Origin of the sequence: Marinitoga sp. 1135 (genome assembly GCF_013363245.1) — a bacterium.
Taxonomy (GTDB): Bacteria; Thermotogota; Thermotogae; order Petrotogales; family Petrotogaceae; genus Marinitoga; species Marinitoga piezophila.
The window spans coordinates 41,223-65,253 of record NZ_LBEZ01000020.1 but is presented as its reverse complement, the minus strand read 5'-3'; the positions used below and the strand labels follow the sequence as shown (position 1 = coordinate 65,253).

General features: G+C 30.9%; 24 protein-coding genes. 7 read left to right on the top strand and 17 right to left on the bottom strand.

Annotated features, from left to right (window positions below):
* Positions 1-2 precede the first annotated feature (2 nt).
* Positions 3-2,756 carry an isoleucine--tRNA ligase gene (ileS, locus tag XO10_RS09285; protein WP_014297317.1) on the top strand — a complete coding sequence of 918 codons (2,754 nt, stop codon included), beginning with the start codon at positions 3-5 and terminating at the stop codon, positions 2,754-2,756.
* A gap of 41 nt (positions 2,757-2,797) precedes the next feature.
* On the opposite strand, the gene XO10_RS09280 is transcribed toward ileS, so the two are convergent.
* The 9 genes from XO10_RS09280 to XO10_RS09240 all read right to left on the bottom strand — a co-directional run bounded on the left by XO10_RS09280 (position 2,798) and on the right by XO10_RS09240 (position 9,767).
* Positions 2,798-3,529 carry an SDR family oxidoreductase gene (locus XO10_RS09280; protein ID WP_014297316.1) on the bottom strand — a complete coding sequence of 244 codons (732 nt, stop codon included), beginning with the start codon at positions 3,527-3,529 and terminating at the stop codon, positions 2,798-2,800.
* Positions 3,530-3,565: 36 nt separating this feature from the next.
* Entirely contained in the window at positions 3,566-3,898 is a 333-nt protein-coding gene (locus tag XO10_RS09275) for a hypothetical protein (RefSeq protein WP_014297315.1), read from the bottom strand.
* Positions 3,899-3,973: 75 nt separating this feature from the next.
* Entirely contained in the window at positions 3,974-4,390 is a 417-nt protein-coding gene (locus XO10_RS09270; protein WP_014297314.1) for a biotin/lipoyl-containing protein, read from the bottom strand.
* A 7-nt stretch (positions 4,391-4,397) separates the two neighbouring features.
* Entirely contained in the window at positions 4,398-4,772 is a 375-nt protein-coding gene (locus XO10_RS09265; protein WP_050899166.1) for an OadG family transporter subunit, read from the bottom strand.
* A gap of 12 nt (positions 4,773-4,784) precedes the next feature.
* Positions 4,785-6,335 carry an acyl-CoA carboxylase subunit beta gene (locus XO10_RS09260; protein ID WP_014297312.1) on the bottom strand — a complete coding sequence of 517 codons (1,551 nt, stop codon included), beginning with the start codon at positions 6,333-6,335 and terminating at the stop codon, positions 4,785-4,787.
* A gap of 24 nt (positions 6,336-6,359) precedes the next feature.
* Positions 6,360-6,764 (bottom strand): methylmalonyl-CoA epimerase, encoded by a 405-nt coding sequence (mce, locus tag XO10_RS09255; RefSeq protein ID WP_041638618.1) that lies wholly within the window; start codon positions 6,762-6,764, stop codon positions 6,360-6,362.
* Positions 6,745-7,677 (bottom strand): methylmalonyl Co-A mutase-associated GTPase MeaB, encoded by a 933-nt coding sequence (gene meaB, locus XO10_RS09250; RefSeq protein WP_014297310.1) that lies wholly within the window; start codon positions 7,675-7,677, stop codon positions 6,745-6,747. The genes mce and meaB overlap by 20 nt, the downstream gene beginning before the upstream one ends.
* Positions 7,655-8,053 carry a cobalamin B12-binding domain-containing protein gene (locus XO10_RS09245; protein ID WP_014297309.1) on the bottom strand — a complete coding sequence of 133 codons (399 nt, stop codon included), beginning with the start codon at positions 8,051-8,053 and terminating at the stop codon, positions 7,655-7,657. Before XO10_RS09245 ends, meaB begins: the two co-directional genes overlap by 23 nt.
* A gap of 31 nt (positions 8,054-8,084) precedes the next feature.
* The gene (locus XO10_RS09240; RefSeq protein WP_014297308.1) at positions 8,085-9,767 is read right to left on the bottom strand and encodes a methylmalonyl-CoA mutase; all 1,683 of its coding nucleotides are present in this window, start codon (positions 9,765-9,767) and stop codon (positions 8,085-8,087) included.
* Positions 9,768-9,989: 222 nt separating this feature from the next.
* On the opposite strand from XO10_RS09240, the gene XO10_RS09235 reads away from it, so the two are divergent.
* The 5 genes from XO10_RS09235 to XO10_RS09215 are packed head-to-tail and all read left to right on the top strand — an operon-like array spanning position 9,990 to position 15,405.
* Positions 9,990-10,601, top strand: a complete 612-nt coding sequence (locus tag XO10_RS09235; RefSeq protein ID WP_014297307.1) for a septum site-determining protein MinC — start codon at positions 9,990-9,992, stop codon at positions 10,599-10,601.
* A gap of 12 nt (positions 10,602-10,613) precedes the next feature.
* Positions 10,614-11,648, top strand: coding sequence for a M20/M25/M40 family metallo-hydrolase (locus tag XO10_RS09230; RefSeq protein ID WP_175421427.1), 1,035 nt, complete (start codon positions 10,614-10,616; stop codon positions 11,646-11,648).
* Positions 11,641-12,675, top strand: a complete 1,035-nt coding sequence (locus XO10_RS09225) for a M42 family metallopeptidase (RefSeq protein ID WP_014297305.1) — start codon at positions 11,641-11,643, stop codon at positions 12,673-12,675. Before XO10_RS09230 ends, XO10_RS09225 begins: the two co-directional genes overlap by 8 nt.
* Positions 12,675-13,679, top strand: coding sequence for a M42 family metallopeptidase (locus XO10_RS09220; protein WP_175421426.1), 1,005 nt, complete (start codon positions 12,675-12,677; stop codon positions 13,677-13,679). The genes XO10_RS09225 and XO10_RS09220 overlap by 1 nt, the downstream gene beginning before the upstream one ends.
* A 25-nt stretch (positions 13,680-13,704) precedes the next feature.
* Entirely contained in the window at positions 13,705-15,405 is a 1,701-nt protein-coding gene (locus XO10_RS09215) for a cache domain-containing protein (RefSeq protein ID WP_014297303.1), read from the top strand.
* Positions 15,406-15,448: 43 nt separating this feature from the next.
* On the opposite strand, the gene eno is transcribed toward XO10_RS09215, so the two are convergent.
* The 8 genes from eno to XO10_RS09175 form a co-directional block, all read right to left on the bottom strand.
* Complete coding sequence (gene eno, locus XO10_RS09210) at positions 15,449-16,741, bottom strand: phosphopyruvate hydratase (RefSeq protein WP_014297302.1); 1,293 nt, start codon at positions 16,739-16,741, stop codon at positions 15,449-15,451.
* Positions 16,742-16,782: 41 nt separating this feature from the next.
* Positions 16,783-17,481, bottom strand: coding sequence for a UMP kinase (gene pyrH, locus XO10_RS09205; protein ID WP_014297301.1), 699 nt, complete (start codon positions 17,479-17,481; stop codon positions 16,783-16,785).
* A gap of 53 nt (positions 17,482-17,534) precedes the next feature.
* On the bottom strand, positions 17,535-18,134 hold the full coding sequence (gene tsf / locus XO10_RS09200; RefSeq protein WP_014297300.1) for a translation elongation factor Ts: 600 nt from the start codon (positions 18,132-18,134) through the stop codon (positions 17,535-17,537).
* 64 nt (positions 18,135-18,198) lie between these two features.
* Entirely contained in the window at positions 18,199-18,687 is a 489-nt protein-coding gene (gene coaD, locus XO10_RS09195) for a pantetheine-phosphate adenylyltransferase (protein WP_014297299.1), read from the bottom strand.
* A 1-nt stretch (position 18,688) separates the two neighbouring features.
* Positions 18,689-19,780, bottom strand: a complete 1,092-nt coding sequence (gene mnmA / locus XO10_RS09190) for a tRNA 2-thiouridine(34) synthase MnmA (RefSeq protein ID WP_175421425.1) — start codon at positions 19,778-19,780, stop codon at positions 18,689-18,691.
* Entirely contained in the window at positions 19,740-20,219 is a 480-nt protein-coding gene (locus XO10_RS09185; RefSeq protein WP_014297297.1) for an Rrf2 family transcriptional regulator, read from the bottom strand. Before XO10_RS09185 ends, mnmA begins: the two co-directional genes overlap by 41 nt.
* 4 nt (positions 20,220-20,223) lie before the next feature.
* Complete coding sequence (locus XO10_RS09180) at positions 20,224-22,311, bottom strand: LysM peptidoglycan-binding domain-containing protein (RefSeq protein WP_175418520.1); 2,088 nt, start codon at positions 22,309-22,311, stop codon at positions 20,224-20,226.
* Complete coding sequence (locus XO10_RS09175) at positions 22,311-22,967, bottom strand: DUF2225 domain-containing protein (RefSeq protein ID WP_014297295.1); 657 nt, start codon at positions 22,965-22,967, stop codon at positions 22,311-22,313. Before XO10_RS09175 ends, XO10_RS09180 begins: the two co-directional genes overlap by 1 nt.
* Before the next feature lie 149 nt (positions 22,968-23,116).
* Between XO10_RS09175 and ftsY the strand changes: the two genes are divergently transcribed.
* Complete coding sequence (gene ftsY / locus XO10_RS09170) at positions 23,117-24,025, top strand: signal recognition particle-docking protein FtsY (RefSeq protein ID WP_014297294.1); 909 nt, start codon at positions 23,117-23,119, stop codon at positions 24,023-24,025.
* Positions 24,026-24,031 lie beyond the last annotated feature (6 nt).

The following is a 24,031-nucleotide window of genomic DNA, read 5'->3' as shown; positions in this document are numbered from 1 at the left end:
AATTGGATTATAAGGATACTTTGAACTTACCAAAGACGCCTTTTAGTATGAAGGCAAACTTAAAAAAGAAAGAACCAGAAACATTAAAAAAATGGGAAGAAATGGATCTCGAACATTATGTAAGAAAAGAAAGAGAAAAGGCTCCTGTGTATATTTTGCACGATGGACCTCCATATGCAAATGGTCATATTCATATTGGACACGTATTAAATAAGATTTTAAAGGATATAATTATTAAATATAAAACTATGCAGGGGTTTAAAGCTCCTTATGTCCCTGGTTGGGATACTCATGGATTACCAATAGAACATAAGGTTACAACAGAACTTGGCGACAAAGCAAAACAAATGTCAAAATTAGAAATAAGAAAATTATGTGAAAAATACGCTCTTGATTTCGTAAAAATTCAAAAAGAAGAATTTAAAAGATTAGGAGTTCGAGGGGATTGGGAACATCCATATGTAACCTTAGAACCTGCTTATGAAGCAAAAGTACTTGGAATAGTAAAAAAACTTACTGAAGACGGAAATATTTTTAGAAGCAAAAAACCTATATATTGGTGTCCAAGTTGTGAAACAGCATTAGCCGAAGCAGAAATAGAATATCATGACCATACATCCCCATCAATATATGTAAAGTTTGAAATGGAAGATGAACCAGGTACATATATTGTAATCTGGACAACAACACCATGGACATTACCTGCTAATGTTGCAATTGCCCTTCACCCTGAATATGATTATGTAAAAATCTCTGTTGGTGAAGAAAAATGGATTCTTGCAGAAGCATTAGTGGAAAATTTAATGAAGGTTGCAGGTATTGAAAAATATGAAGTACTTGAAAAATTCAAGGGAAAAGATCTCGAATACAAAAAGGCTAAACATCCATTTATGGATAGAGAATCATTAATTGTATTGGCTGATTATGTAACTCTTGAAGATGGTACAGGGTGTGTTCATACAGCTCCTGGACATGGTGCTGATGACTATCAAACTGGTTTAAGATACAAACTTCCTGTATTGTCTCCAGTAAACCATGAAGGCGTATTTACAAATGAAGCTGGCAAATATGCTGGCTTACATATATGGAAAGCAAATAAGATTATTATTGAAGATTTAAAAGAATCTGGTCATTTAATTGCAAGAGCAGATATTACTCACTCTTATCCACATTGTTGGAGATGTAAAAACCCTGTTATCTTCAGAGCTACAGAACAATGGTTCATCTCTGTAGACTCTAATAATCTCAGACAAAAAGCTCTCGATGAAATTAAAAATGTAGAATGGATTCCAGAATGGGGAGAAAATAGAATCACCGCCATGGTTCAGGACAGACCTGATTGGTGTATTTCAAGACAGAGAGCATGGGGTATTCCAATACCTGCATTATACTGTGAAGATTGTGGTGAAACATTCCTCGATCCAGAAGTATTGGATAAAGTAATAGAAATAGTTGAAAAAGAAGGTACAAATGCATGGTATGAAAGACCTGTAGAGGATTTCTTACCAGAAGGCTATAAATGTCCAAAATGCGGAGGAACACATTTCAAAAAAGAAGAAGATATTCTTGATGTATGGATCGACTCAGGTTCATCATGGGATGCTGTAGTAAATGTAAGGGAAGACCTTGGTAAATATCCTGTTGATCTTTATCTTGAAGGTACAGACCAGCATAGAGGTTGGTTCCAGAGTTCATTATTCCTTTCAGTTGCAAAAAATGGCAAAGCACCATTTAAAGCTGTATTAACTCATGGTTTTATAAAGGATAAAGATGGAAGAAAGATGTCAAAATCCCTCGGTAATGTTATAAGCCCATTTGATGTTATAGATAAATATGGTGCAGACATTTTAAGACTCTGGGTTGCTTCAAGTGACTATAGAGGTGATATAAAGGTTTCATTTGAAATTTTAAAACAACAAACAGAAGTATATAGAAAATATAGAAATACAATAAGATTCTTATTGGGTAATACCTCTGACTTTGATCCTGAAGTAGATGCTGTTCCATACGAAGAAATGGAAGAATTGGATAAATGGGCAATGATGAAGATTCATCAGTTAATTAAAAAGGTAACTGAAGCCTATGAAAATTATGAATTCTTCAGGGTTCATCATTTAATCAATAATTTCTGTACAGTAGAAATGAGTTCTATGTACCTTGATATAATTAAAGACAGAATTTATACAGAATTACCAAAATCAAGATTAAGAAGATCCGCACAAACTGTAATGTATGAAGCTCTTGTAGCTTTAACAAAATTGATGGTTCCATTACTTGCATTTACAACAGAAGAAATATATTCTTATTTACCAACTAAAAAATATGAAACTGTTCAGCTTGAAGAATGGCCAGAAGTAAACGAAAAATACTTTGATAAAGAACTTGAAGAAAAATGGAATAAAATATTCCAGTTGAGAGAAGACGTAACAAAAGCACTTGAAGAAAAGAGAAGAGAAAAATTCATTGGACATCCACTTGATGCCAAAATCATTGTTGAACCAAAATCAGAAGAATTAAAAGAAATTTTGGCTTCTTACGATCCATACTTTGTCGCTGATCTATTTATTACTTCACAATTTGAATTGGGAAGTGTTGATGAAGGATATGAAGGAGAATTTGCAAAGGTTAAAGTTGTAAAGGCTGAAGGTAAGAAATGTGAAAGATGCTGGAAAATACATCCAGAAGTTGGAAATAACGAAAAGTACCCTGACGCTTGTCCGAGATGTATTGCTGTTTTAGAAGAATTAAATAAATAATATAATATAAAGATGCTGGTCTTTTGACCAGCATTTTTATTTTATAATGGAAACTTTGCCAATCCACCATCAACTAATAATGTTTGACCATTTATATAAGATGCTTTTTCTGAGGAAAGGAAGATTACTGCATTTGCAATTTCTTCAGGTTCTGCCATTCTTTTTAAAGGTATGTTATTTGCTATTTGAATTTCCTTTTCCTTGTTTACCAATTCCTTTACCCTTTCTGTTTTTGTCCAACCTGGTGCAACAGCATTAAAGGTTATATTATACTTTCCGTATTCTAATGATAATGTCTTCATTAAACCTGTTATTCCCAATCTAATACTATTTGAAACATATAGATTTTCTATAGGTGTTTTTACAGATAACGAAGTTAAAAAAACAACTCTTCCCCAATTTTTTTCTTTCATTTTAGGCAAAAAATAATTCAATATTCTCACAGTACTCATAAAATTTTGTTCAAATGCATAATACCATTCCTTTTCTGAAGTTTCCTCAAAATATCCGGATTTTGGACCTCCGGCATTTAAAAATATTACATCAGGAACACCATATTTTTCTTCAAATTCCTTCATCATAAAATCTATTTCTTCTTTTTTGGATAAATCACATTTTATATAAGGTAATCCTGTATTTTTTAATTTTTCTTCATTTCTTGATACTACAACCGGTTTAGCATTTTCCAATTCAAATCCTTTTGCTACTGCTTTTCCTATGCCAGAACTCCCTGCTGTAACCAACACTATTTTATCTTTTAATCCTAAATCCATATTGTTCCCCCCTTATTTTGATAAAAAAGAGCGAGATTATAAAAGTTCTCGCTCTTTTTTTAATAATTCATCTGTATTTACTCTTGTCCCAAATTTTATAATTCTCGTATTGTTATTACATTTTGGACATGGAATAGAACTACTTATATCTATCTTTTCTAAATATTCACCACTTTCACACTTTGGACATACAGGATTATACTTTTCCACAGAACCTGTCCAATAACTTGACTTTACCTTAAAAGAAAATATTTCTCTACATCTTTTGCATTTATAATGCGAAAACTCTTCCTCTGCATGTTGCTCTTCCTGTTCCAGTGTAAATTCATATCCACAAAGATCGCATTTATATGTAAAGAAGACGCTCACTTATTTACATCCCCCTTTCTTTTTGCGAAAACTACTTTAATTGTAATAGAAAGGGGTTAACAAAAGTTTAAAATCTTATGAAATAATTATTAAATCCTGATCTCCTTCTATGCTATCTCCTTTTTTAACAAGTATGCTTTCAACAACTCCATCATAATCACTTAATATTTCGTTTTCCATTTTCATTGCTTCAATAACCAATAACTTTTGCCCTTTTGTAACCCTTGCACCTTCTGCAACATTTATATCAACAACAACTCCTGGTAATGGAGCTTTAACTACATTTTTACCAGCTGGTGCTGTTGAAGCAGGTTTTGATGGTGCTGGCTGTGGAGCTGGTTGTGGTTTAGGTGCTGGAGCAGGTGCTGTTGCTGGTTTTGGTGCTGGAGCTACTGGTTGTGAAACTGTCTGTGATGAGCTTTCTACTCCTAATTCTTCAACTTCAACCTCGTATGATTTTCCATTTACCTTTACATTGAATTTTCTAATCATCTCTATTCTACCTCCCGATCTTTTTTACTCGCCAAACTGTAGCGGCTGGTAATTTTCCCCACATGCTTACGGTTCTTGATTTTAAATTATTTTTATTTACTTTAATATTATTTATTTTAAATCTATTATGCCCTAACATGGCTGTAATAGCTCCCATAATAGCTGCAACTACTTCTTCATCTTCATCAAATTCTTCAGACTTTATTGCTGCTGGAGCTGTTACAGGTTTTGGATTTGTATGTGGTATATTAATTTCACGTTTTACTTCTCTATTGTTCCCTTTAGAAAAATATTTAAATAGAATAAAGAAACCACTCAGGATTGCAAGAACTAAAAATACTATAATAATGCCCACTATTGTTATTCCCAATACATCACTCATAATATCACCAACTTATAATGGAATATTTCCATGTTTTTTATTCGGTCTTGCTTCTGCCTTGGTTTCTGCAACAAACAATGATTGAATTAATATTTTTCTTGTATCTTTTGGATCTATTACATCTTCAATATAACCTCTTGATGCTGCTACATATGGATTTGCAAATTCTTTTTTATATTCTTCAATCTTTTCTTTTCTTACCTGTTCAGGATTTTCTGCATTCTGTATATCTTTCCTGAAGATAATATTTGCAGCACCTTCAGATCCCATAACGGCTATTTCTGCTGTTGGCCATGCATAGACAAAGTCTGAACCTATATGCTGTGAAGCCATTGCAATATATGCTCCACCATATGCTTTTCTTAAGATAACTGTTAATTTTGGCACTGTTGCTTCACTATATGCATATAATAATTTAGCTCCATGTCTGATTATTCCACCGTGTTCCTGACTTACCCCTGGCAAGAATCCCGGAGTATCAACAAATGTTACAATTGGAATATTAAATGCGTCACAGAATCTAATAAATCTTGCAGCTTTATCTGATGAGTTTATATCCAATGAACCTGCAAGAACCTTAGGCTGATTTGCTATAATTCCTACACTTTTTCCACCTAATCTTGCAAACCCAACTACAATATTCGGTGCAAAGTATTTGTGTACTTCAAAAAATGTTCCTTCATCCATTACTAAATTTATTATATCCCTTACATCATATCCTTTTTTAGGATTAGGAGAAACAATATCATATATTTTTTCAGGTAGTTCCACGCTGTCAAAATCTGTTTCCTCTGGTGTTTCAAGATTATTTGAAGGTATATATGATAGTAGTTTTTTTATTATTTCTGTTGCTTCCTGATCTGAAGAAGCTACAAAGTGTGCTACACCACTTTTTGCATTGTGAGTCATAGCCCCACCCAATGCTTCTTTATCAACACTTTCTCCTGTTACCGCTTTTATTACCTGAGGACCTGTAATAAACATCTGCGATGTGTTTTCAACCATAATTATGAAATCTGTTATTGCTGGTGAATATACTGCACCACCTGCACATGGACCGGCAATAACAGTAATCTGTGGTATTACACCAGATGCAAGTGTATTTCTATAAAATATTCCACCATAACCATATAAAGAATCTACACCTTCCTGAATTCTTGCTCCTCCGGAATCATTAATACCTATTATTGGCATTCCATATTTCATTGCCATATCCTGGAGTTTCATTATTTTCTTGGCATGCATTTCACCAAGAGAACCACCCTGAACTGTAAAATCCTGTGAATAAATAGCAACTTTTTTACCGTTTATTGTTCCAATTCCTGTTACAACACCATCATATGGAAATGACTTTTTATCCAATCCAAAATTTGTACTTCTATGTTTTACAAATAAATCTGTTTCTACAAATGAACCTTCATCTACTAGTAACTCGATTCTCTCTCTGGCGGTTAATTTACCCAATTTATGTTGTTTCTCGATTCTTTCTTTTCCGCCACCTTCGTAGAGCTTTTCTCTTCTTTTCAGGAATTCTTCGTAAATTTCCTGGAATTTTTCGTCCATTAAACAACACTCCTTTCGAGGTAATTATCTATGTTCAACTAATTCTGTAAGCACTCCATTGGTTGTTTTTGGATGTAAAAATGCAACCTTTGTATTGTGTGCTCCATCTTTTGGCTCATCGCTAAGCGGTTTTATTCCCAACTCTTTTGATTTATTTATCATTTCCTGAACATTATCAACAGCATATGCTATATGATGAATACCTTCTCCTCTTTTAGCAAGAAATCCAGAAATTTCAGAGTTTTCATTTAATGGTTCTAACAATTCAATTCTTGTCTCACCAACCTGAACAAAAACCACTCTAAGCCCTCTATCTTCTAAAACTTCTTCACCAGTAACTTCTAATTCAAGAAGATTTTTATAGAGATTTAATGCTTTATCAATTGATTTTACAGCTATACCAATATGATCAATCTTTTTCATTTTCATCCACCTCACAGATAGATTTTAGTATTTCTTTTTTTAATTCTACCATATTTTCAAAATTAAAACTATAGTTTTCTATCATATTGTCAATATTTCTTATTATTGAACTCCTTACTCTTCTTTTCATTCTTCTTTTTTTTCTATATTCGTATTCTCCAGAGAGTTTTAACTCTTCAAAGTGTTTATTTATCCAGCTAATGCTCTCCTTTATTCCTTCATTTCTGATAGAACTTACAGGAAGTATTGTTCTTGATTTCGACTCATTTTCAAGAGCAAGTGTATTTTTTAATTGTATCATAAATTTATTTGATTCTGGCAAATCCATTTTATTTATTACATATGCATCTGCTATTTCCATTATTCCTGCTTTAAACATCTGTATTTCATCGCCAGTATTTGGAGATAATACCAGCATTATGGTATCTGCAACGAATATTATCTCTATTTCTGACTGCCCTGCACCAACTGTTTCTATGATTATTTTGTCAAAACCAAATGATTTCATTACATCAACTATATCATAAACTGAATCACAAAGTCCTCCAACACTGCCTCTTGAAGCAACACTTCGAATATAAACATTTTCCTTGCTTGAAATATTTCTCATTCTTATTCTGTCGCCAAGAAAGGCTCCACCTGTAAAAGGACTCGAAGGATCTATTGCCAGAACTCCTACCTTTAATCCTTCTTTTGCCCATTCATTAACAAGTTTGGAAACATATGTGCTTTTTCCTGCACCTGGACTTCCCGTTATTCCAATAATTTGAGTATCCTTTGAAGGTTCTGGTAATTGTTCTATTATTTCCCAGGCGTAATTTATATTATTTTCAACAAGTGAAATTATCTTTGCAAGCGCATATTTCTCACCATTTTTAAAGTTTTCAATCAGGTTTTCAAGCTTTTTTTGAATTTGCAATTTCCCTCACCTTGCTAATAATTACTTCTAATGATGTACCTGGACCAAACACTTCTTTTATTCCCATTTCTTTTAATGCCGGTATATCGTCTTCAGGAATAATTCCTCCAAGAAATACCGGTATATCTGCATTTTTTTCTTTTAATAAGTTTAAGACCTTTTCACATAATTTCATGTGCGCTCCAGATAAAATAGAAAGACCTATAATATCAACATCTTCTTCCATTGCTGTATTTACTATATCTTCAGGTGTTTGTCTTATACCTGTATATATTACTTCCATACCTGCATCTCTTAAAGCTCTTGCAACTACTTTTGCACCTCTATCATGACCATCTAATCCTGGTTTTCCTACCAAAACCCTGATTTTTTCCATTTTTATGTCCTCCTCTTATTATTTATATAAATTATAATATTACAGCTTCATGATATTCGCCATATACTTCTCTTAAAACATCTGTAATTTCCCCAAGTGTAGCATATGATTTTACTGCTTCTAAAATATATGGCATAACATTTTCTTTGCTTTCTGCTGCATTTCTGAGCTTTTCAAGATTCTTTTTAACTGCTTCATTATCTCTTTCTTTTCTTAATTTCTTTAATTTTTCTTTTTGTCTTTCTTCAACTTCTGGATCAACTTTTAATATTGCTTCGTTTTTACCTGTTTCTTCAACAGTAAATTTATTTACACCAACTATTACCTGATCACCATTTTCTACAGCTAATTGTGATTCATATGCTGAATTTAATATTTCTTTCTGTATATATCCTTCTTCTACTGCTCTTACCATACCGCCCATTTTTTCAATTCTATCTATATATTCCATTGCTCTCTTTTCTATATCGCTTGTAAGAGCTTCTATCACATAAGAACCTGCAAACGGATCTATTGTTTCTGTAACTCCAGATTCATACGCAATAATCTGTTGAGTTCTTAATGCAATTGTTGCTGATAATTCTGTAGGTAATCCCAACGCTTCATCATATGAATTTGTATGTAATGACTGAGTACCGCCAAGCACAGCTGATAGCGCCTGTAATGTAACCCTAATTATGTTGTTTAATGGTTGCTGTGCTGTTAATGTTGAACCAGCAGTTTGAGTGTGGAATTTAAGCCTTAATGCTGCAGGGTTGGTTACTCCAAATTTATTTTTCATCAATTTTGCCCATAATCTTCTTGCTGCTCTAAACTTAGCAATTTCTTCTATGAAATTATTGTGAGCATTGAAGAAGAATGAGAGGTTTTTACCAAATACATTTGGATCAAGCCCTGCTTTTATAGCCGCTTCAACATATGCAAGACCATCTGCAAGTGTAAATGCAACTTCCTGCACAGCATTTGCGCCTGCTTCTCTTATATGATAACCACTTATACTGATTAAATTAAACTTTGGAAGATTTTTTGAACCGTATTCAAATATATCTACAATAATCTTCATTGAAGGTTCTGGTGGAAATACATATGTTCCCCTTGCAATATATTCTTTTAAAATATCGTTTTGAATTGTACCTCTGAGTTTTTCTTGAGGAACACCCTGTTTTTCTGCAACAGCTATTAACATTGATAATAATATTGAAGCTGTTGAATTAATTGTCATTGAAACACTAACTTTATCAAGCGGAATTCCATCAAAGAGAATTTCCATATCTTTTAATGAATCTATTGCAACACCAACTTTACCAACTTCTCCTTCTGACATAGAATGATCAGAATCATATCCTATTTGTGTTGGCAAATCAAAAGCTACTGATAATCCTGTCTGTCCCTGTTCCAATAAATATTTATATCTCTTATTTGATTCTTCAGCAGTAGCAAATCCTGCATACTGTCTCATTGTCCAGAATCTTCCTCTGTACATTGTTGGTTGAACACCACGTGTAAAAGGATATTCTCCTGGAAATCCTATATCTTCAAGGTAATCTATATCCTTAATGTCTTCAGGAGTATAAAGGCGTTTTAATTCTTCACCATAAGTTGTTTTAAATTGTTCCTTCCTTTCTGGAAATTTTTCAAGCGTCTTTTTTAACGTTGTTTCTTCCCAGTCTGTTTTTTTCTCGTTAATTTTCTTCAAATATTCCTCTGAGTACATAATGCACCTCCAATGGATTAATGAATTTATTTTTCAGAAACCATAATATATTTTACAATATTTTTCACTATTTTTCTAATAAAAAAATCAGCAATAAAAGCTAAATTCAGGCAATAATTAAGGATTATCAATCTTATATTAAGAATAATAAATTGGAATTAGCTTCATTTATATGTTATTATAGTATATAGAGATTAATTATTTTTTACGGGAGGTTTTTATATGACGTCAAATAAAGAGTTTGTCTATCCTAAGTTTATCGATGGAGACATCATTTTTTTCATGGAATCAAACGTTACTCAAAAGCAACTTCTAGAAGAACTTTCTGTTAACTTGGATAAATTAAGCAATTTTTTCTCAGAAGGTGACGGTTTTTATGTATTAATTAAAAATCCAGAAATGTATTCTATTGTTCCTAAAATAGGTAAAATCGCAAAAGAAAAAAAGCTACAATTATTAGGTGCATATTTTGAAGACCTTCCCGAGGTAAAAAAGAAGAAGAAAGAATTTAGATTAAGTGCTACAAATATTTATAAAAAACATGTACGTTCAGGACAGATTTTAGATAATCCCGGTGATATAATAATATTTGGCAATGTAAATCAGGGGGCAGAAATTAGAGCCGGGGGAAGCGTTATTGTATTCGGAAAGGTAAAAGGCACTGTTAGAGTGGGTATGACTCAAAAAAAGAATACCTTTATTGTAGCAGCAGAAATGGATTCTCCACTTGTTGAAATATCAGGAATAGTTTTAAATAATTATGCCTGGCCTCAGGGTCCGGTTTCTATACATTACGATGATGATCAAATTAGTGTGGAACCTATTGAATTATAATGGAGGGATAAAATGAAAACAGGAGAGATTTTAAAGGATTTGAGCAACGCTTTCGGGGTATCCATGTATGAGAATCCTGTTAAGGAAAAAATTATAGAATATGCAAAAAAAATCTCTACAGATGTAGAGATTTTTGATGCAGGAAAGGGTTCTCTTGGTTTAAAGCTTGGTAATGGAGAAAAAAGATTTGCATTATTTGCACACATGGACGAAATTGGTATCGTTATTACCAAAATTGTCGATGAGCAATTTGCAATGGTTCACACTATTGGAGGTGTGGATCCAAGAACATTAATTTCAAAACGCGTAAAATTCAAAACAGAAAATGGAGAAAAAATTGGTGTCGTTGGAATGTTAGCTCCGCATCTTCAAAAACCTCAACATCGTTCTTCTTCGCCAGATTTTGATAATATCTATATAGATTTTTCGATTTCTGGTGGAACCAAAGACATTGAGGTTGGAGATATTGGAACTGTAGATATTGAAGCTATAGAATTAAACGGAAAAATTTCCGGTAAAGCTTTAGATAACAGGGTTGGATGTGTTGTATTATTAAAAACACTTGAAGAATTAAAGAAATTTAATCTTGAAGGAAAAAGCATATATTTCCTCTTTAATCAGGGTGAAGAAATTGGTTTGAAAGGAGCAAAAAGAACTGCTGAGGATATTGCTCCTGAAATTGGAATAGTTATAGACGTTACATTTGGTAGCGATATACCTCCGTATTATGAAAAGGTTGAAATGGGTAAAGGTCCAGCTATCGAGCTTGGCCCAAGTATGCATAATGAAGAGACTCAAAAAATGATTGATACAGCAAAGAAATATGGAATTAATCATCAACTTGAACCTGCTCCAATGAGAAGTGGAACAGAATCTGATATTGTACAGATAGTAAAAGAAGGAGTTAAAACTATTCTTATTTCAATACCAATATTAAATATGCATTCTTCCGCAGAGGTTGTAGATCCTTCTGATATAGATACGTCAGCTATATTAATAGCAAATTATATTGCTAATTATTTAGAAGAAGGTGAAAATAATGAATGAACTTCTAAAATATCTTCCAGAAATAACTGAATTACCAGGAATTTCCGGAAAAGAAGATAAAGTAAGAGAATATATAATCGAAAAAATTAAAGATAAAGTTGATGAATATCATATAGATGTTATGGGAAATCTTATAGCTAAGGTTTCCGGCAAGGATTCTTCAAAAAAGATTATGGTTCTTGCTCATATGGATGAAGTTGGTTTTATGGTTACAAAGGTTAATGATGATGGAACTTTTCATATTTCTCCGGTAGGTGGAGTTGACCCAAGAGTTGTATTTTCACAAAGATTGTTGGTTAATGGCGAAATACCTGGAGTAATACAGGTAAAACCCATACATCTTCAGAAGCCTGAAGAAAGAAAAGCAAAACCTGACTATTCACAATTTAAGGTTTATACTGGTTTAAGCAAAGAAGAAGCAAAGAAAAAAATAAAGGTTGGAGATATGGTAACTTTTGATACAAAATTTTATATAGAAGGAGACAGAGCTGTTTCAAAGGCTTTTGATGACAGAGCAGGTTGTGCGTTAATGTTAAACCTTATTGATAAGATTGAAAAAGAAGGAAAACCTCAATATGATACATATTTCGCTTTTGTTGTTCAGGAAGAGGTTGGACTCAGGGGAAGCGGTGTTGCAGCTTATCAGATAAAACCTGATGTTGCTCTTGTTCTTGAAGGTACAACAGCAGGAGATTTCCCATTGCTCGATGAAGATAAGTGGGCTACTCATCTCGGGAATGGACCTGCTACATTCTTTATGCATTCTGGTGTTGTTTTATCAAAAGAAATTTTTGAAAAGATTGTTTCTCTGGCAAAAGAAAATAATATAAAGTTACAATTTAAAATGAGAACTGCGGGAGGAACAGACGCAAGAAGACTTGCCACTACACTGGACGGCATTCCTTCAGGAATACTGGCTGTTCCTTCAAGATATATTCACTCGCCAAATACAATCATAGATGTAAATGATTATATAAATGCTTATAAACTTGTTGAACTTTTAATCTTTGAAGGGAGGATTATTTAATGAAAGAATTAATAAAAAAATTAACTGAAATAACTTCACCAAGTGGAAGAGAAGATAAAATAAGAGAAGCTATTATTGAAGAAATAAAGGATTATGTAGATGAAATAAATATTGACAAACTTGGAAATTTAATTGCTATAAAAAAGGGAACAGGAGATAAAACAATTTTATTTGATGCACATATGGATGAAATAGGACTTGTTGTTACTCATATTACAGATGATGGTTTCTTAAGGATAGAACCTGTTGGCGGGGTAAATCCAAGGGTATTAATTGGAGCAATGGTTCAGTTTAACGGTTATGTGGGTGTTGTTGGATTTGAAGGAGAAACTGTTGAAGAATATTCAAAAAATCAAACAAATCTCACTTTTGATGTATTATATGTTGATCTTGGCTTTAAATCAAGAGAAGAGGCTGAAGAAAAAACACCAATTGGAACATTTGGAACATATTATGCACATTTTAATGATCTTGGAGGTAAGGTAGTTTCAAAATCTCTTGATGATAGAATTGGTTGTGTAGCATTAATTGAAACTATTAAAAAGCTTGATAAACCAGAAAATAATGTAATATTTGTATTTTCAGTTCAGGAAGAAGTGGGATTAATTGGAGCTTCTGTTGCTGGATTTAATTATGATGTGGATATGGCAATTGCTGTTGATGTTACAGCATCTTCTGATACACCAAAGTACTTTAAAAGAATTTCTATGAAGCTGGACGAAGGTCCAACAATAAAGGTTAAAGATTCTGCTACAGTAAGTGACAGAGTGGTAGTTGAACACCTTAAGAAAATAGCTAAAAAGGAAAATATTAAACATCAGATGGAAGTTTTAATTTTTGGGGGAACAAATGCTGCCGGTTATCAATTAACAAAATCAGGAATTCCATCAGGTACAATTTCAATTCCTACAAGATATATACATACACCTCATGAAATGGTTTCAATGTTTGATGTTGAAGAAACAGTAAAATTCCTTGTTGCATTGGCTAATAATAGTTTGTAAAAATACTCTTAAATCTGGTGATTAAATGGAAGATTCAAAACTTTTTAAAAACTTTTTTATAGTAAGTTTAATATTTTTTGCAGCAACATATTTAATAATATTATATTCAAATATTCAGTTTATAAATAGAACGGTTGAAAACATCGTCAACCGTTCTTCTGTTATTGGTATAAATTTTATAAAAGAATATAAAAACAGATATATAAATTTCATAAATACATTTAAAAATGATATAAAAATAAGTAGTTACGCAAAAATACTCTCAAATATGAAATCAAATGAAATTATTATCGATTATGAAAACTACTCAAGATTATACAAAAATCTTGATCTATATATTAAAGAGAAAAAAAGTATAATAAATTTTACAGGTAATATCTATATTACAGATTTTAATAAAAACTTTATTTTCCAGGAAACAAAAAGTATTTCAAACTATACCGCTTTTAATAATTCGCTTGAAAAACTTGAAAAAACCTCTTCTGATTTTGTTTTTTCAAATCTATTTGAGAAAAACGGAAAATTAAAATTTTATATCTCCTCTATATTATATGATACATCTCAAACACCCATTGGATATATTATTTTTGAATTTAATTTTGATTTTTCTTTGTTAAATACATTAATCGAAAATACAGAAGAAATGGATATGATAATTGTTGATTCAGAAACAAATCTTATGTATCCTTCAAAAAAACTTCCATATTTTATATACTCTAAGATTTTTCTGGGAAAAAATTTAGAAAATATAGTCTTAAATTACAATGGTATTGCCTATTTTATTAAAAATGTAGATTTTTCAAATTCAACATATTTAATCACTGTATATAACAAATCCAGATTTTTTACATTCTCAATTATATATGTTATGGCTATTACTATATTTTTTGTTGCTATTTTAAATGTATGGCTTAAATCATATTTTAGATATAGTCAATATATTTCAAAAGAATTATTAAATCTTACAGAGATTTTAGAGTTAAATTCTTATAATGAATTAATGCCGACTCTTAATAATATTAAAAAATTAGAAGGTTTATTATTTAAAGAAATATATTATCCAAAGGATATATCAGATATAATTTATAAAATTTCTGACATATATGGCGATATTATCTTTATTTCATTATTTAAAAAATCTGCATTTAATATAAATTATCTTTCATGGATTTTATTTAATTCGCCAAATTATACTATAAGCAATGAATCAATCTCTCTAATCATGGAATCAAAAAATACTTATATATATGAATTTAATCGAAAATTCGTTGATACCGATGGATTTATAATCATAAAAGAAAATCCCATGAGTCAATTGGAATATAATCTCTTTAAAGACGGTATCATTTTTATGTTAAATTCACTTGAGAAAAAAATAGGAAAGATTTATGATTTTGAAAGTTTCTATGATTATTATCTTTCATATGAATTTTCTTCTATTTTAATTGCAAAATTCCAGAATGAATATATTTACCTAAAAGATCCTCTATTTTTCAGGAGTTATATATTTAAATACAAAAATAATCTAATTTTCTTAAATACTTTTGATTTTAATTATAACAAAGAATTAATAGATTATCTAACAATAATCGGAGAATTCAATGAAAACTTTCCAAAATTCATGTATTCAAAACTTTCAAAATATCCAAGCAGAAAAAAGAAACTTTTTTCTGAGATTGAACTTATTTTAAATACTGAATGGGAAGATTTTAAAGATATGTACTAAATAAAAAAGGCAGCCTTAACAGGCTGCCTTGATTTTTAATAAATTACTTTTTTATTGAATAAAATGATTTTAATCCTCTGTATTCTGCAACTTCTCCTAATTCTTCTTCAATTCTTAATAATTGATTGTATTTTGCAATTCTTTCACTTCTTGATAATGAACCTGTTTTTATAAATCCAGCATTCATTGCAACTGCTAAATCAGCAATAAATGTATCTTCACTTTCACCTGATCTGTGTGATACAACATTTGTCATATTGTTTTTCATTGCTAATTCCATAGCATCTAATGTTTCTGTTACTGATCCAATTTGATTTAATTTGATCAAAATTGAATTTGATGCTTTCATATCAATACCTTTTTGTAATCTCTTTACGTTTGTAACATAAAGGTCGTCTCCAACAATCTGTACTTTCTTTCCAACCTTTTCTGTAAACTTCTGATAAGCTTCCCAATCTTCCTGATCAAATGGATCTTCTATTGAAACAATTGGATATTTATCAACTAACATTTCATAGTATTCCATAGCTTCATCAGCAGTTAATTCTTTTCCATCAATATTATATACTTTCTTTTCTTCATCGTAGTATTCAGAAGCTGCACAATCTAATGCAATAAATACATGTTCTCCTGCTTTGTATCCAGCATCTTCAATAGCTTTAATAATAAACTGAATTGCTTCTTCGTTTGAATTGAGATTTGGTGCAAATCCACCTTCATCACCAACTGCTGTTACATGTCCTTCTTTCTTTAACAATGATTTTAATGAATGAAACACTTCTGCACCAGCTCTTAATGCATCAGAGAATTTTTCAAAACCTGCTGGAACAATCATGAATTCCTGAATATCAAGATTGTTATCAGCGTGTTCTCCTCCATTGATTATATTCATTAAAGGTACAGGTAATACCTTTGCATTTGGTCCTCCAAGATATTTATAAAGTGGAAGTCCCAATGAATCTGCTGCTGCTCTTGCTACAGCCATTGAAACAGCAAGAATAGCATTTGCACCAAGACCAGATTTATTTTCTGTTCCATCTAATTCAAGCATTACTTTGTCAATTAATGGCTGGTCAAATGCATTTAAACCCACTAATTCTTTTGAGATTTTTTCATTTATATTTTTAACAGCAGTTAAAACACCTTTTCCTTTAAATCTTGATTTGTCTCCATCTCTTAATTCTAATGCTTCAAATTTTCCTGTTGAAGCACCTGATGGAACAATAGCTTTTCCTTCTGCACCACTTGCTAATTCTACTACTGCTTCTACTGTTGGGTTACCCCTTGAATCCAATACTTCTCTTGCGTAAACGGAAACGATTTCATCATACCACATGTTTCTCTCCCTCCTTCAATTATAAAAAATGCATTTATTTATCAGGGTTTGACAAATGTGCCAACTCTATTGTTTGATAATGCTTCAAGTAAATTACCTTCTTTAAAGAAATTTAATACTATTATAGGCATATGATATCTTTTACATATGGAAAACGCCTCTGTATCCATTATTTTAAGCCCAAGATTTATTGCATCATCATAAGTAATTCTACTATATTTTTTCGCATCTTTAAACTTTTTAGGATCTCTATCATAAATACCATCAACCTTTGTAGCCTTTATCAAAACATCTGCTTTCATTTCAACTGCTCTTAATGCAGCTGCGGTATCTGTTGTAAAGAATGGATTTGATGTTCCACCTGCAAAAATTACCACATATCCAGCATTAAAGTATAATTCTATATCGTCATAATGTATAATTCTTACAGATGGAAGATTAACAATTTGAGATACAACTACAGTTTTAATTCCTTTTTTCTCAAAGTAATCTTTTAAATAAAGGGCATTTATTACTGTCCCTAACATTCCAATATGGTCACCTATACTATTAGTTACATCCTGCAACTCTCTTCCTCTAAATAAATTTCCTGCTCCAATTACCATTCCAAGCTTAATTCCATGTTGAACAACCTTTTTTATTTCATTAGAAAGATACTCAAGCGCCTTTTCATCAAAACCTTTTTTATCCTCACCGGATAACACTTCACCACTGAGCTTTAATAATATTCGCTTATACATACTCCTTCCCCCTTTTTCTCAAAAAAAAGGGTGGACAAAGACCACCCTATATATTATTCACCTATTTCGTATCTTACAAATCTTGATACTTTTATGTTTTCTCCTATTTTTGCAATTGCATTTGTAATGAGGTCTTTAATCTTTGTACCTTTTTCATCTGCAAATACAAATTCTTGTTCCAATAAACAATTTGTTTCGAAGAATTTATTTAATTTGTTTTCAACGATTTTTTCAATTACATGTTCTGGTTTTCCTGAATTTTTCATTTCTTCTGCATAAATTTCCTTTTCTTTTGCAATTATTTCTTCAGGAACATCTTCTTTCTTTAACCATTTTGGATTCATTGAAGCAATCTGTAATGAAATCTGTTTTGCTAATTCATGGAATTCATCAGTTCTTGCAACAAAATCTGTTTCACAGTTCAATTCTAATAATACACCAATTCTTTCATTGTGGTGAATGTATGAATAAATAATTCCTTCACCTGTTGATCTTCCTGCTTTTTTAGCAGCTTTTGCAGCACCCTTTTTTCTTAAGATTTCAACTGCTTTGTCAAAATCTCCATTAGCTTCTTCTAAAGCTTTTTTACAATCCATCATACCTGCGCCTGTAGCATCTCTTAATTTTTTTACTTCTGCAGCACTTATAGCCATTTATATTCCCTCCCAGTATTATCTTATTTTCCTGAACTATTTTAACACAATTATTTTTCTTTTTTTAAACATTGTTATTACTAATTTTTTTAAATATTGCTTCTTCAACATTTTTAGGTACCCACTGAGAGATATTTCCATTAAATCTCGCAACCTCTTTTACAATTGTTGAAGATACAAATGAGTATTCTGTATCTGTCATTAAAAAAAGGATTTCTATATCTTTATTCAAAGAACGGTTTGAATTTGCCAATTGCAATTCAAATTCAAAATCCGAAACTGCTCTTAATCCTCTTATAATAACATTTATATTTTTCTGTTTTGCATAATCTACTAATAGTCCTTCATAACATTCAACCTTTATATTTTTATAATCTTTTAATGATTCTCGTGTTAATTGCATTCTCTCTTCACAATCAAAAAAATATTTTTTATTTATATTATGCATAACCACAACATATAATTCATCAAATATTTTCGCTGCTCTTTGTATTATATTTATATGACCATATGTAATGGGATCAAAACTTCCAGGATATATAGCTTTCAACATTTCATACCTCCAGATATTGTTCTATTTTACCTGCTCCTAAAATCACTCCTTCATTATCATAAACAACGGCAAATTGGCCAGGAGTTACAGCAAAAATAGGTTCTTTAAATATAACTTCCACTTTATTTTCGCCTATTTTTCTTATATATGCATCTTTTTCCTCATTTCTTTTTCTTATTCTACATCTTGCTTCAATTTCGTTAAAATCAACCAAAAATTCAAAATCCGTACTAATAAGCCCTTTAAAGTAAACCTTTTCTGTTGGAGCTACTATTATTTGATTTTTTTCTGGATTTATTTTATACACATGCATTTTTATATTTGGATTTTTGAAATATTTTATTCCTGTTCTTTGACCTATAGTATAATTGGTATAACCAGTATGTTCTCCTATTATATTCCCTTCCAAATCAAGCACTTCACCTGTTGATACATTTATTCCATTTTCTCTTAAAAATCTTCTATAATCGTTATCTGGAATAAAGCACAATTCCTGACTATCAACTTTTTTAGCTATATTTATATCTAATTTTTCTGCTATCTTTCTTATCTCATCTTTTGTATAAGTTCCATTCGGAAAAATAATATGTGGTATTGCTTCTTTTTTCATATATGCAAGAAAATAAGATTGATCCTTGGACACATCGATCCCTTTTTTTATTACCTCTGTATTGTATTTTTCAGAAAATTCTCTAATTGCATAATGCCCTGAAGCAATATAATCTGCATCATATTCTTTTAATATATCAATTGCCAATCCAAACTTAAAATATTTATTACATAGCATACATGGATTAGGAGTTCTTCCTGCTTTATATTCTTTTATAAAATAATCTATTATTTTTTCCTTAAATTCCTCATATATTTTTATTACCTTTAATTCAAACCCCAATTTATCAGCAATTCTCATTGCATCATAGGTATCAGATGGACTACAACATATTTTCTTTTTTTCAGGAATCTTTATAAATACTTCATCTGGTATTGTTTTAAAATGAATTCCTATTACTTCATAACCCATCTCTTTCGCAAGATATGCAGCAACAGAACTATCAACCCCGCCGCTCATCAGCATTATTAATTTTTTCTTCAACTGTATTTCCTCCCATTAATTCCAGTTTTTCTCCTATTTTTAATAAATCTGCAAGTGTAATCTTTGAAAGTTCGCTCATAAGAATTGTATTTATTTTTTTCCAGACATATCCCACTGCGCATTCAGAACCAAGTGTTTCACATTTTCCGGTAACAACGCACTCATATGATTGAAATGGTCTATCTAAAATATAAATTACTTCACTTAATTTTAAATCTTCTGGTTTTCTACTTAAAGCATATCCTCCGTATCTTCCGCGCACCGAATCAACAATTTTATATTCCCTTAATTCACTGAATATTTTTTCCAGAAAATCCTTCGGTATTTTTTGCTTTGCCGATAATTCATTTATAGAAACTCTTTTCACTCCATTTTTATGAAATAAAGCAAGTTCATACAACGCTCTTAATGCATAACTGCTTTTTACTGTTAGTCCCATTTTATTACCTCCTGGCCTTTTTCCCTACTACATAAACACTAACTTCCTGTGTATTTTGCGCAAGTCTTACATCATTAATATATATATCCAATCTATTTCCAACAATTTTCGAACCAATATCTTCCACTTCAAAAAATCCCATATTAGGGGTATTTCTAAATTCTGGAATATATACCACAGTTCCAAGAGGTAAATACTTCGGATCAGCAGCTACTGTTACCCATGGTCTTGGAACATTTCCAGACTTTGTTAATCTAAATGCTGGATAATATATAATTTTATCATCCCATTCTGTATAAAAAGTTGCTCTGAAATTCCCTGCAAATTTAAAGAATAATTTCATAGGATCTCGCGGCTCACCATTTTTCCAGATTTCAAAATTAAACAACTTATCCTTTTTCACCTTTCCCATTAACGTTTCTGTATCCACCCATTTTCCTTCTTTAATAGAAGGATCAATATTATAAATATTGGAATAAACTGTCATTACACCATTCCCATGATCTATCTTTACATATTTACTCTCATTAACAGCCTTTCCTATTTCAACAACTCTTCCAGGCAATGTAGGCCTTACATATTCATCTTTTAATGGTAATATTCCCAATCCAACTGATACACCCGTTGAAATTCTATCTCCAAACCTTACAACTATTCTATCGTAATCAGAAGGTTTTGTATATGTAAGAGGCCATGTTAAAAACTCTTCTATATTGTTAACAGGAATTATTATTTTTTGTCCTACTCTTATACTCCTTGGATCATCAATGTTATTCGCAACTTTTATTAAATCTACTCCATTATACCCCAATCCAAAAGCCAATGCTATTTGGCTTAAAGTATCACCTGGTTTTACCTGATAAATTATTTGGTCTGTTGAACCAAAAAGATCTTTTATTTCAGCTTTTGAAAAACTTATTAATGCATTTGTTAATTTTCTTTCCAGTTCATCCAGCTGTGTTTTGTATTTTTCATCAAATGTACTAATAGGTCGTGATGTTATCATTTCAAATGAATTTTCAAGATTTTTTATATTCTTCTCAAGCTGCGCCATCTGATTTTCAAGACCTTTTATTTTTAATAGTTCATCACTTTTGGTTTTATAAAACAACTTTGCAACTTCTCTCTGTGTTTCTGCAGAAACGGATTCATATACGTATTTTTTCAAATTTTCCTCATCTATAATTGCTCCAACTTTTCCTTTAAATGAGTTATAATCATTTTTTAAATTATCAAAATCCTTTTCTAATGTTTCAAAATTAATCTGCCACACCTTATCTAAAGAATTAACAGTTTTCAACAATTCGTCTATATTATTTTTAACAGCAACATCTATGTTGTTTTTTATTTCAGTTGAAGATAATGTTATACCCGCAAGGGTTTTTTCTATGTTATTTATTTTTCCTTCCAATATTAATCCTTTATTTTGCATATTTTTTAGAGATACTTCTATATTTGTAATAGAAGAAGAAGTTGTATGTATCTCTCTTTTTAAATCATCTATTCTTTTTTCTTCATTTGTTATTTTGATATTTAATGCTTCAAACTTTTGCTGTAATTCTGTTGAGTCTCTGGTTATAAATTCATTCTTTAGTGTATTTAAATCGGAAATCCTTACAGCTTCATTATTTAATATTTTTATGTTATTTTCAATATTTGTGATCCTTTGATTAATATCAGACAATAAACTTGAATATACACCTTCATTATCAATATTCTGAATATCTCCAATCTTTTTTTGAAGATTATTTAATGTATTTTGATATAAAATAAGCTCACTTTTATATTTATTTAACTCATTTGCAATTTCTGCATTAGAAGCAGATAATGTATCTTCTATTTTTTTTATTTTCGCTCCTAAATTTGTTATATTTCTATTCAAATCTTCTATTCTACTATTGTATGTTTCTACAGTTTCCTTATAATAATTTAATTCAGATTCATAATTTGTCAATTTTAATTTCAATGTTGAAACTTCTGTTTCTAAATCATTCAATCTTTCGTTGTCTGATGCAACTCCCTGTAATAACGAACAGGATGAAAAAAACTGTACTAAAATTATTAATAGAACTATGTAACTCAATCTTTTCATCACAGATCCCCTTTCAACTTTTCTGCCTGTTTTACATATGGATTCTTTGAATTTTTATATCTTCCAACCAATTTATTAAAAAATTCTTTGGCTTCTTTTTTCTTTCCTATCCTATAATTTGTATATCCTTTAAAGAAGTAATACATTATTAAATCCTCATCAGAATTTAAATCCTTAAAATTCTTTTCAAGGATTTCAACTGCAGAAACCAGCATCTTTAATTCTGCCATTTCTTTTCCTTCTTCTCTGAATATCCATGCTAAACGTATAAACGTTCTCGCTATTCTTCCAGGATTATTTACTATTTTATACACAATTCCAGCAAGTGCATACTGTTTTTTCAAAAAATCTATACTTTTATTCTTACTATTATCTATTTTCCCCATTTTATCTCTAACTCTTTTTAAATATTCTTTTAAATCTTTTTTTGTATCCTTACCTATTCTCTTAAACAGGTCATCATCACCATTAAAGTAAGTAAATCCACATTTAGGACATGTTAAAATTGAAAAATGAAGAGGATTAGGACCTCTATACGTCGGCTTTAAATCATCATCATACTTTTCAATTCTAATACTATCAATTTTTATTTTTGTATATGGAAACGCTTTGCCGCACAACGGACAGGATGTGGTATCTTCCCAGAAGTCACCCATAGTATTATCTCCTTCTTATTTTTTTTAATACTCTCATAATCATATTTTACCATAATAGTCATAAAATTCAAACTATAATGTTTGCAAAATTATTATCTTAATGGTAAAATATATCCGAAGTTAACAAATTAGATGTAGGAGGATAAAGCATGGGATTCTTTAATAAAATTGCAGAAGGACTTAAAAAAACAAGAGATAAATTTTTTGGAAATATTAAAACACTCTTTGCTGGAAGAAAACTTGACGATGAAGTCTTAGAAGAATTGGAAGAAATTATGATTCTTTCAGACATGGGAGTCGAAGCAACAGAAGATATTCTTAAAGAATTAAAAGAACGATATAAAAAAGAAAACTCAGACGATCCTTTATTACTATTAAGAGATATTATGGTTGAACATTTAAAAGATGAACCTTTGTCATTTAATCCAGATAAAAAACCGTTTGTAATACTTGTTGTCGGTGTAAACGGAACAGGAAAAACCACTACCATTGCAAAACTTGGAAAATTATACAAAGACAAAGGACATGATGTGGTATTTGCTGCAGGTGATACATTTAGGGCAGCTGCTATTGAACAATTAAAGGAATGGGGTAATAGATTAGGTATTGATGTAATAGCCCATACACATGGTGCTGACGCTGCTGCTGTAGCTTTCGATGCATTAAATCATGCTGTCGCTAAAGGAAGAGATATAGTAATAATAGATACTGCCGGAAGATTGCATACAAAACAGAATCTTATGGAAGAGTTAAAGAAAATAAAAAGGGTTATTCAAAAGGTTATTCCAGATGCTCCACATGAAACCTTACTTGTACTCGATGGAACTACCGGCCAAAACGGTATTATTCAGGCAAAAGTGTTTAAAGAAACAACTGATTTAACTGGAATTGTAGTTACAAAATTAGACGGAACAGCAAAAGGTGGTATCGCTTTTGCTATTAATCAGGAATTGGATATTCCTATTAAATTAATAGGCGTCGGAGAAAAAGCCGATGACCTTCAAATTTTTGATCCAAAAACATATTGTAATGCTCTCTTAGGAATTGAAGAAAAATAATAATAG

What these genes read in the sequence shown, in the direction of transcription:
- XO10_RS09280 (WP_014297316.1), bottom strand. Translation starts at nt 3,529, where the DNA reads ATGGATTTAGGATTAAAAGATAAAATAGTGTTGGTTACAGCAGGGAGT.
- mce (WP_041638618.1), bottom strand. Translation starts at nt 6,764, where the DNA reads ATGAAAATGAAAAAGATTGATCATATTGGTATAGCTGTAAAATCAATT.
- XO10_RS09225 (WP_014297305.1), top strand. Translation starts at nt 11,641, where the DNA reads ATGAATGAACTTCTAAAATATCTTCCAGAAATAACTGAATTACCAGGA.
- eno (WP_014297302.1), bottom strand. Translation starts at nt 16,741, where the DNA reads ATGTGGTATGATGAAATCGTTTCCGTTTACGCAAGAGAAGTATTGGAT.
- XO10_RS09230 (WP_175421427.1), top strand. Translation starts at nt 10,614, where the DNA reads ATGAAAACAGGAGAGATTTTAAAGGATTTGAGCAACGCTTTCGGGGTA.
- ftsY (WP_014297294.1), top strand. Translation starts at nt 23,117, where the DNA reads ATGGGATTCTTTAATAAAATTGCAGAAGGACTTAAAAAAACAAGAGAT.
- XO10_RS09215 (WP_014297303.1), top strand. Translation starts at nt 13,705, where the DNA reads ATGGAAGATTCAAAACTTTTTAAAAACTTTTTTATAGTAAGTTTAATA.
- XO10_RS09260 (WP_014297312.1), bottom strand. Translation starts at nt 6,335, where the DNA reads ATGGACGAAAAATTCCAGGAAATTTACGAAGAATTCCTGAAAAGAAGA.
- XO10_RS09185 (WP_014297297.1), bottom strand. Translation starts at nt 20,219, where the DNA reads ATGGGACTAACAGTAAAAAGCAGTTATGCATTAAGAGCGTTGTATGAA.
- XO10_RS09175 (WP_014297295.1), bottom strand. Translation starts at nt 22,967, where the DNA reads ATGGGTGACTTCTGGGAAGATACCACATCCTGTCCGTTGTGCGGCAAA.
- coaD (WP_014297299.1), bottom strand. Translation starts at nt 18,687, where the DNA reads ATGTTGAAAGCTATATATCCTGGAAGTTTTGATCCCATTACATATGGT.
- XO10_RS09245 (WP_014297309.1), bottom strand. Translation starts at nt 8,053, where the DNA reads ATGGAAAAAATCAGGGTTTTGGTAGGAAAACCAGGATTAGATGGTCAT.
- tsf (WP_014297300.1), bottom strand. Translation starts at nt 18,134, where the DNA reads ATGGCTATAAGTGCTGCAGAAGTAAAAAAATTAAGAGATGCTACAGGC.
- XO10_RS09220 (WP_175421426.1), top strand. Translation starts at nt 12,675, where the DNA reads ATGAAAGAATTAATAAAAAAATTAACTGAAATAACTTCACCAAGTGGA.
- XO10_RS09265 (WP_050899166.1), bottom strand. Translation starts at nt 4,772, where the DNA reads ATGAGTGATGTATTGGGAATAACAATAGTGGGCATTATTATAGTATTT.
- XO10_RS09180 (WP_175418520.1), bottom strand. Translation starts at nt 22,311, where the DNA reads ATGAAAAGATTGAGTTACATAGTTCTATTAATAATTTTAGTACAGTTT.
- pyrH (WP_014297301.1), bottom strand. Translation starts at nt 17,481, where the DNA reads ATGTATAAGCGAATATTATTAAAGCTCAGTGGTGAAGTGTTATCCGGT.
- XO10_RS09240 (WP_014297308.1), bottom strand. Translation starts at nt 9,767, where the DNA reads ATGTACTCAGAGGAATATTTGAAGAAAATTAACGAGAAAAAAACAGAC.
- XO10_RS09270 (WP_014297314.1), bottom strand. Translation starts at nt 4,390, where the DNA reads ATGATTAGAAAATTCAATGTAAAGGTAAATGGAAAATCATACGAGGTT.
- XO10_RS09235 (WP_014297307.1), top strand. Translation starts at nt 9,990, where the DNA reads ATGACGTCAAATAAAGAGTTTGTCTATCCTAAGTTTATCGATGGAGAC.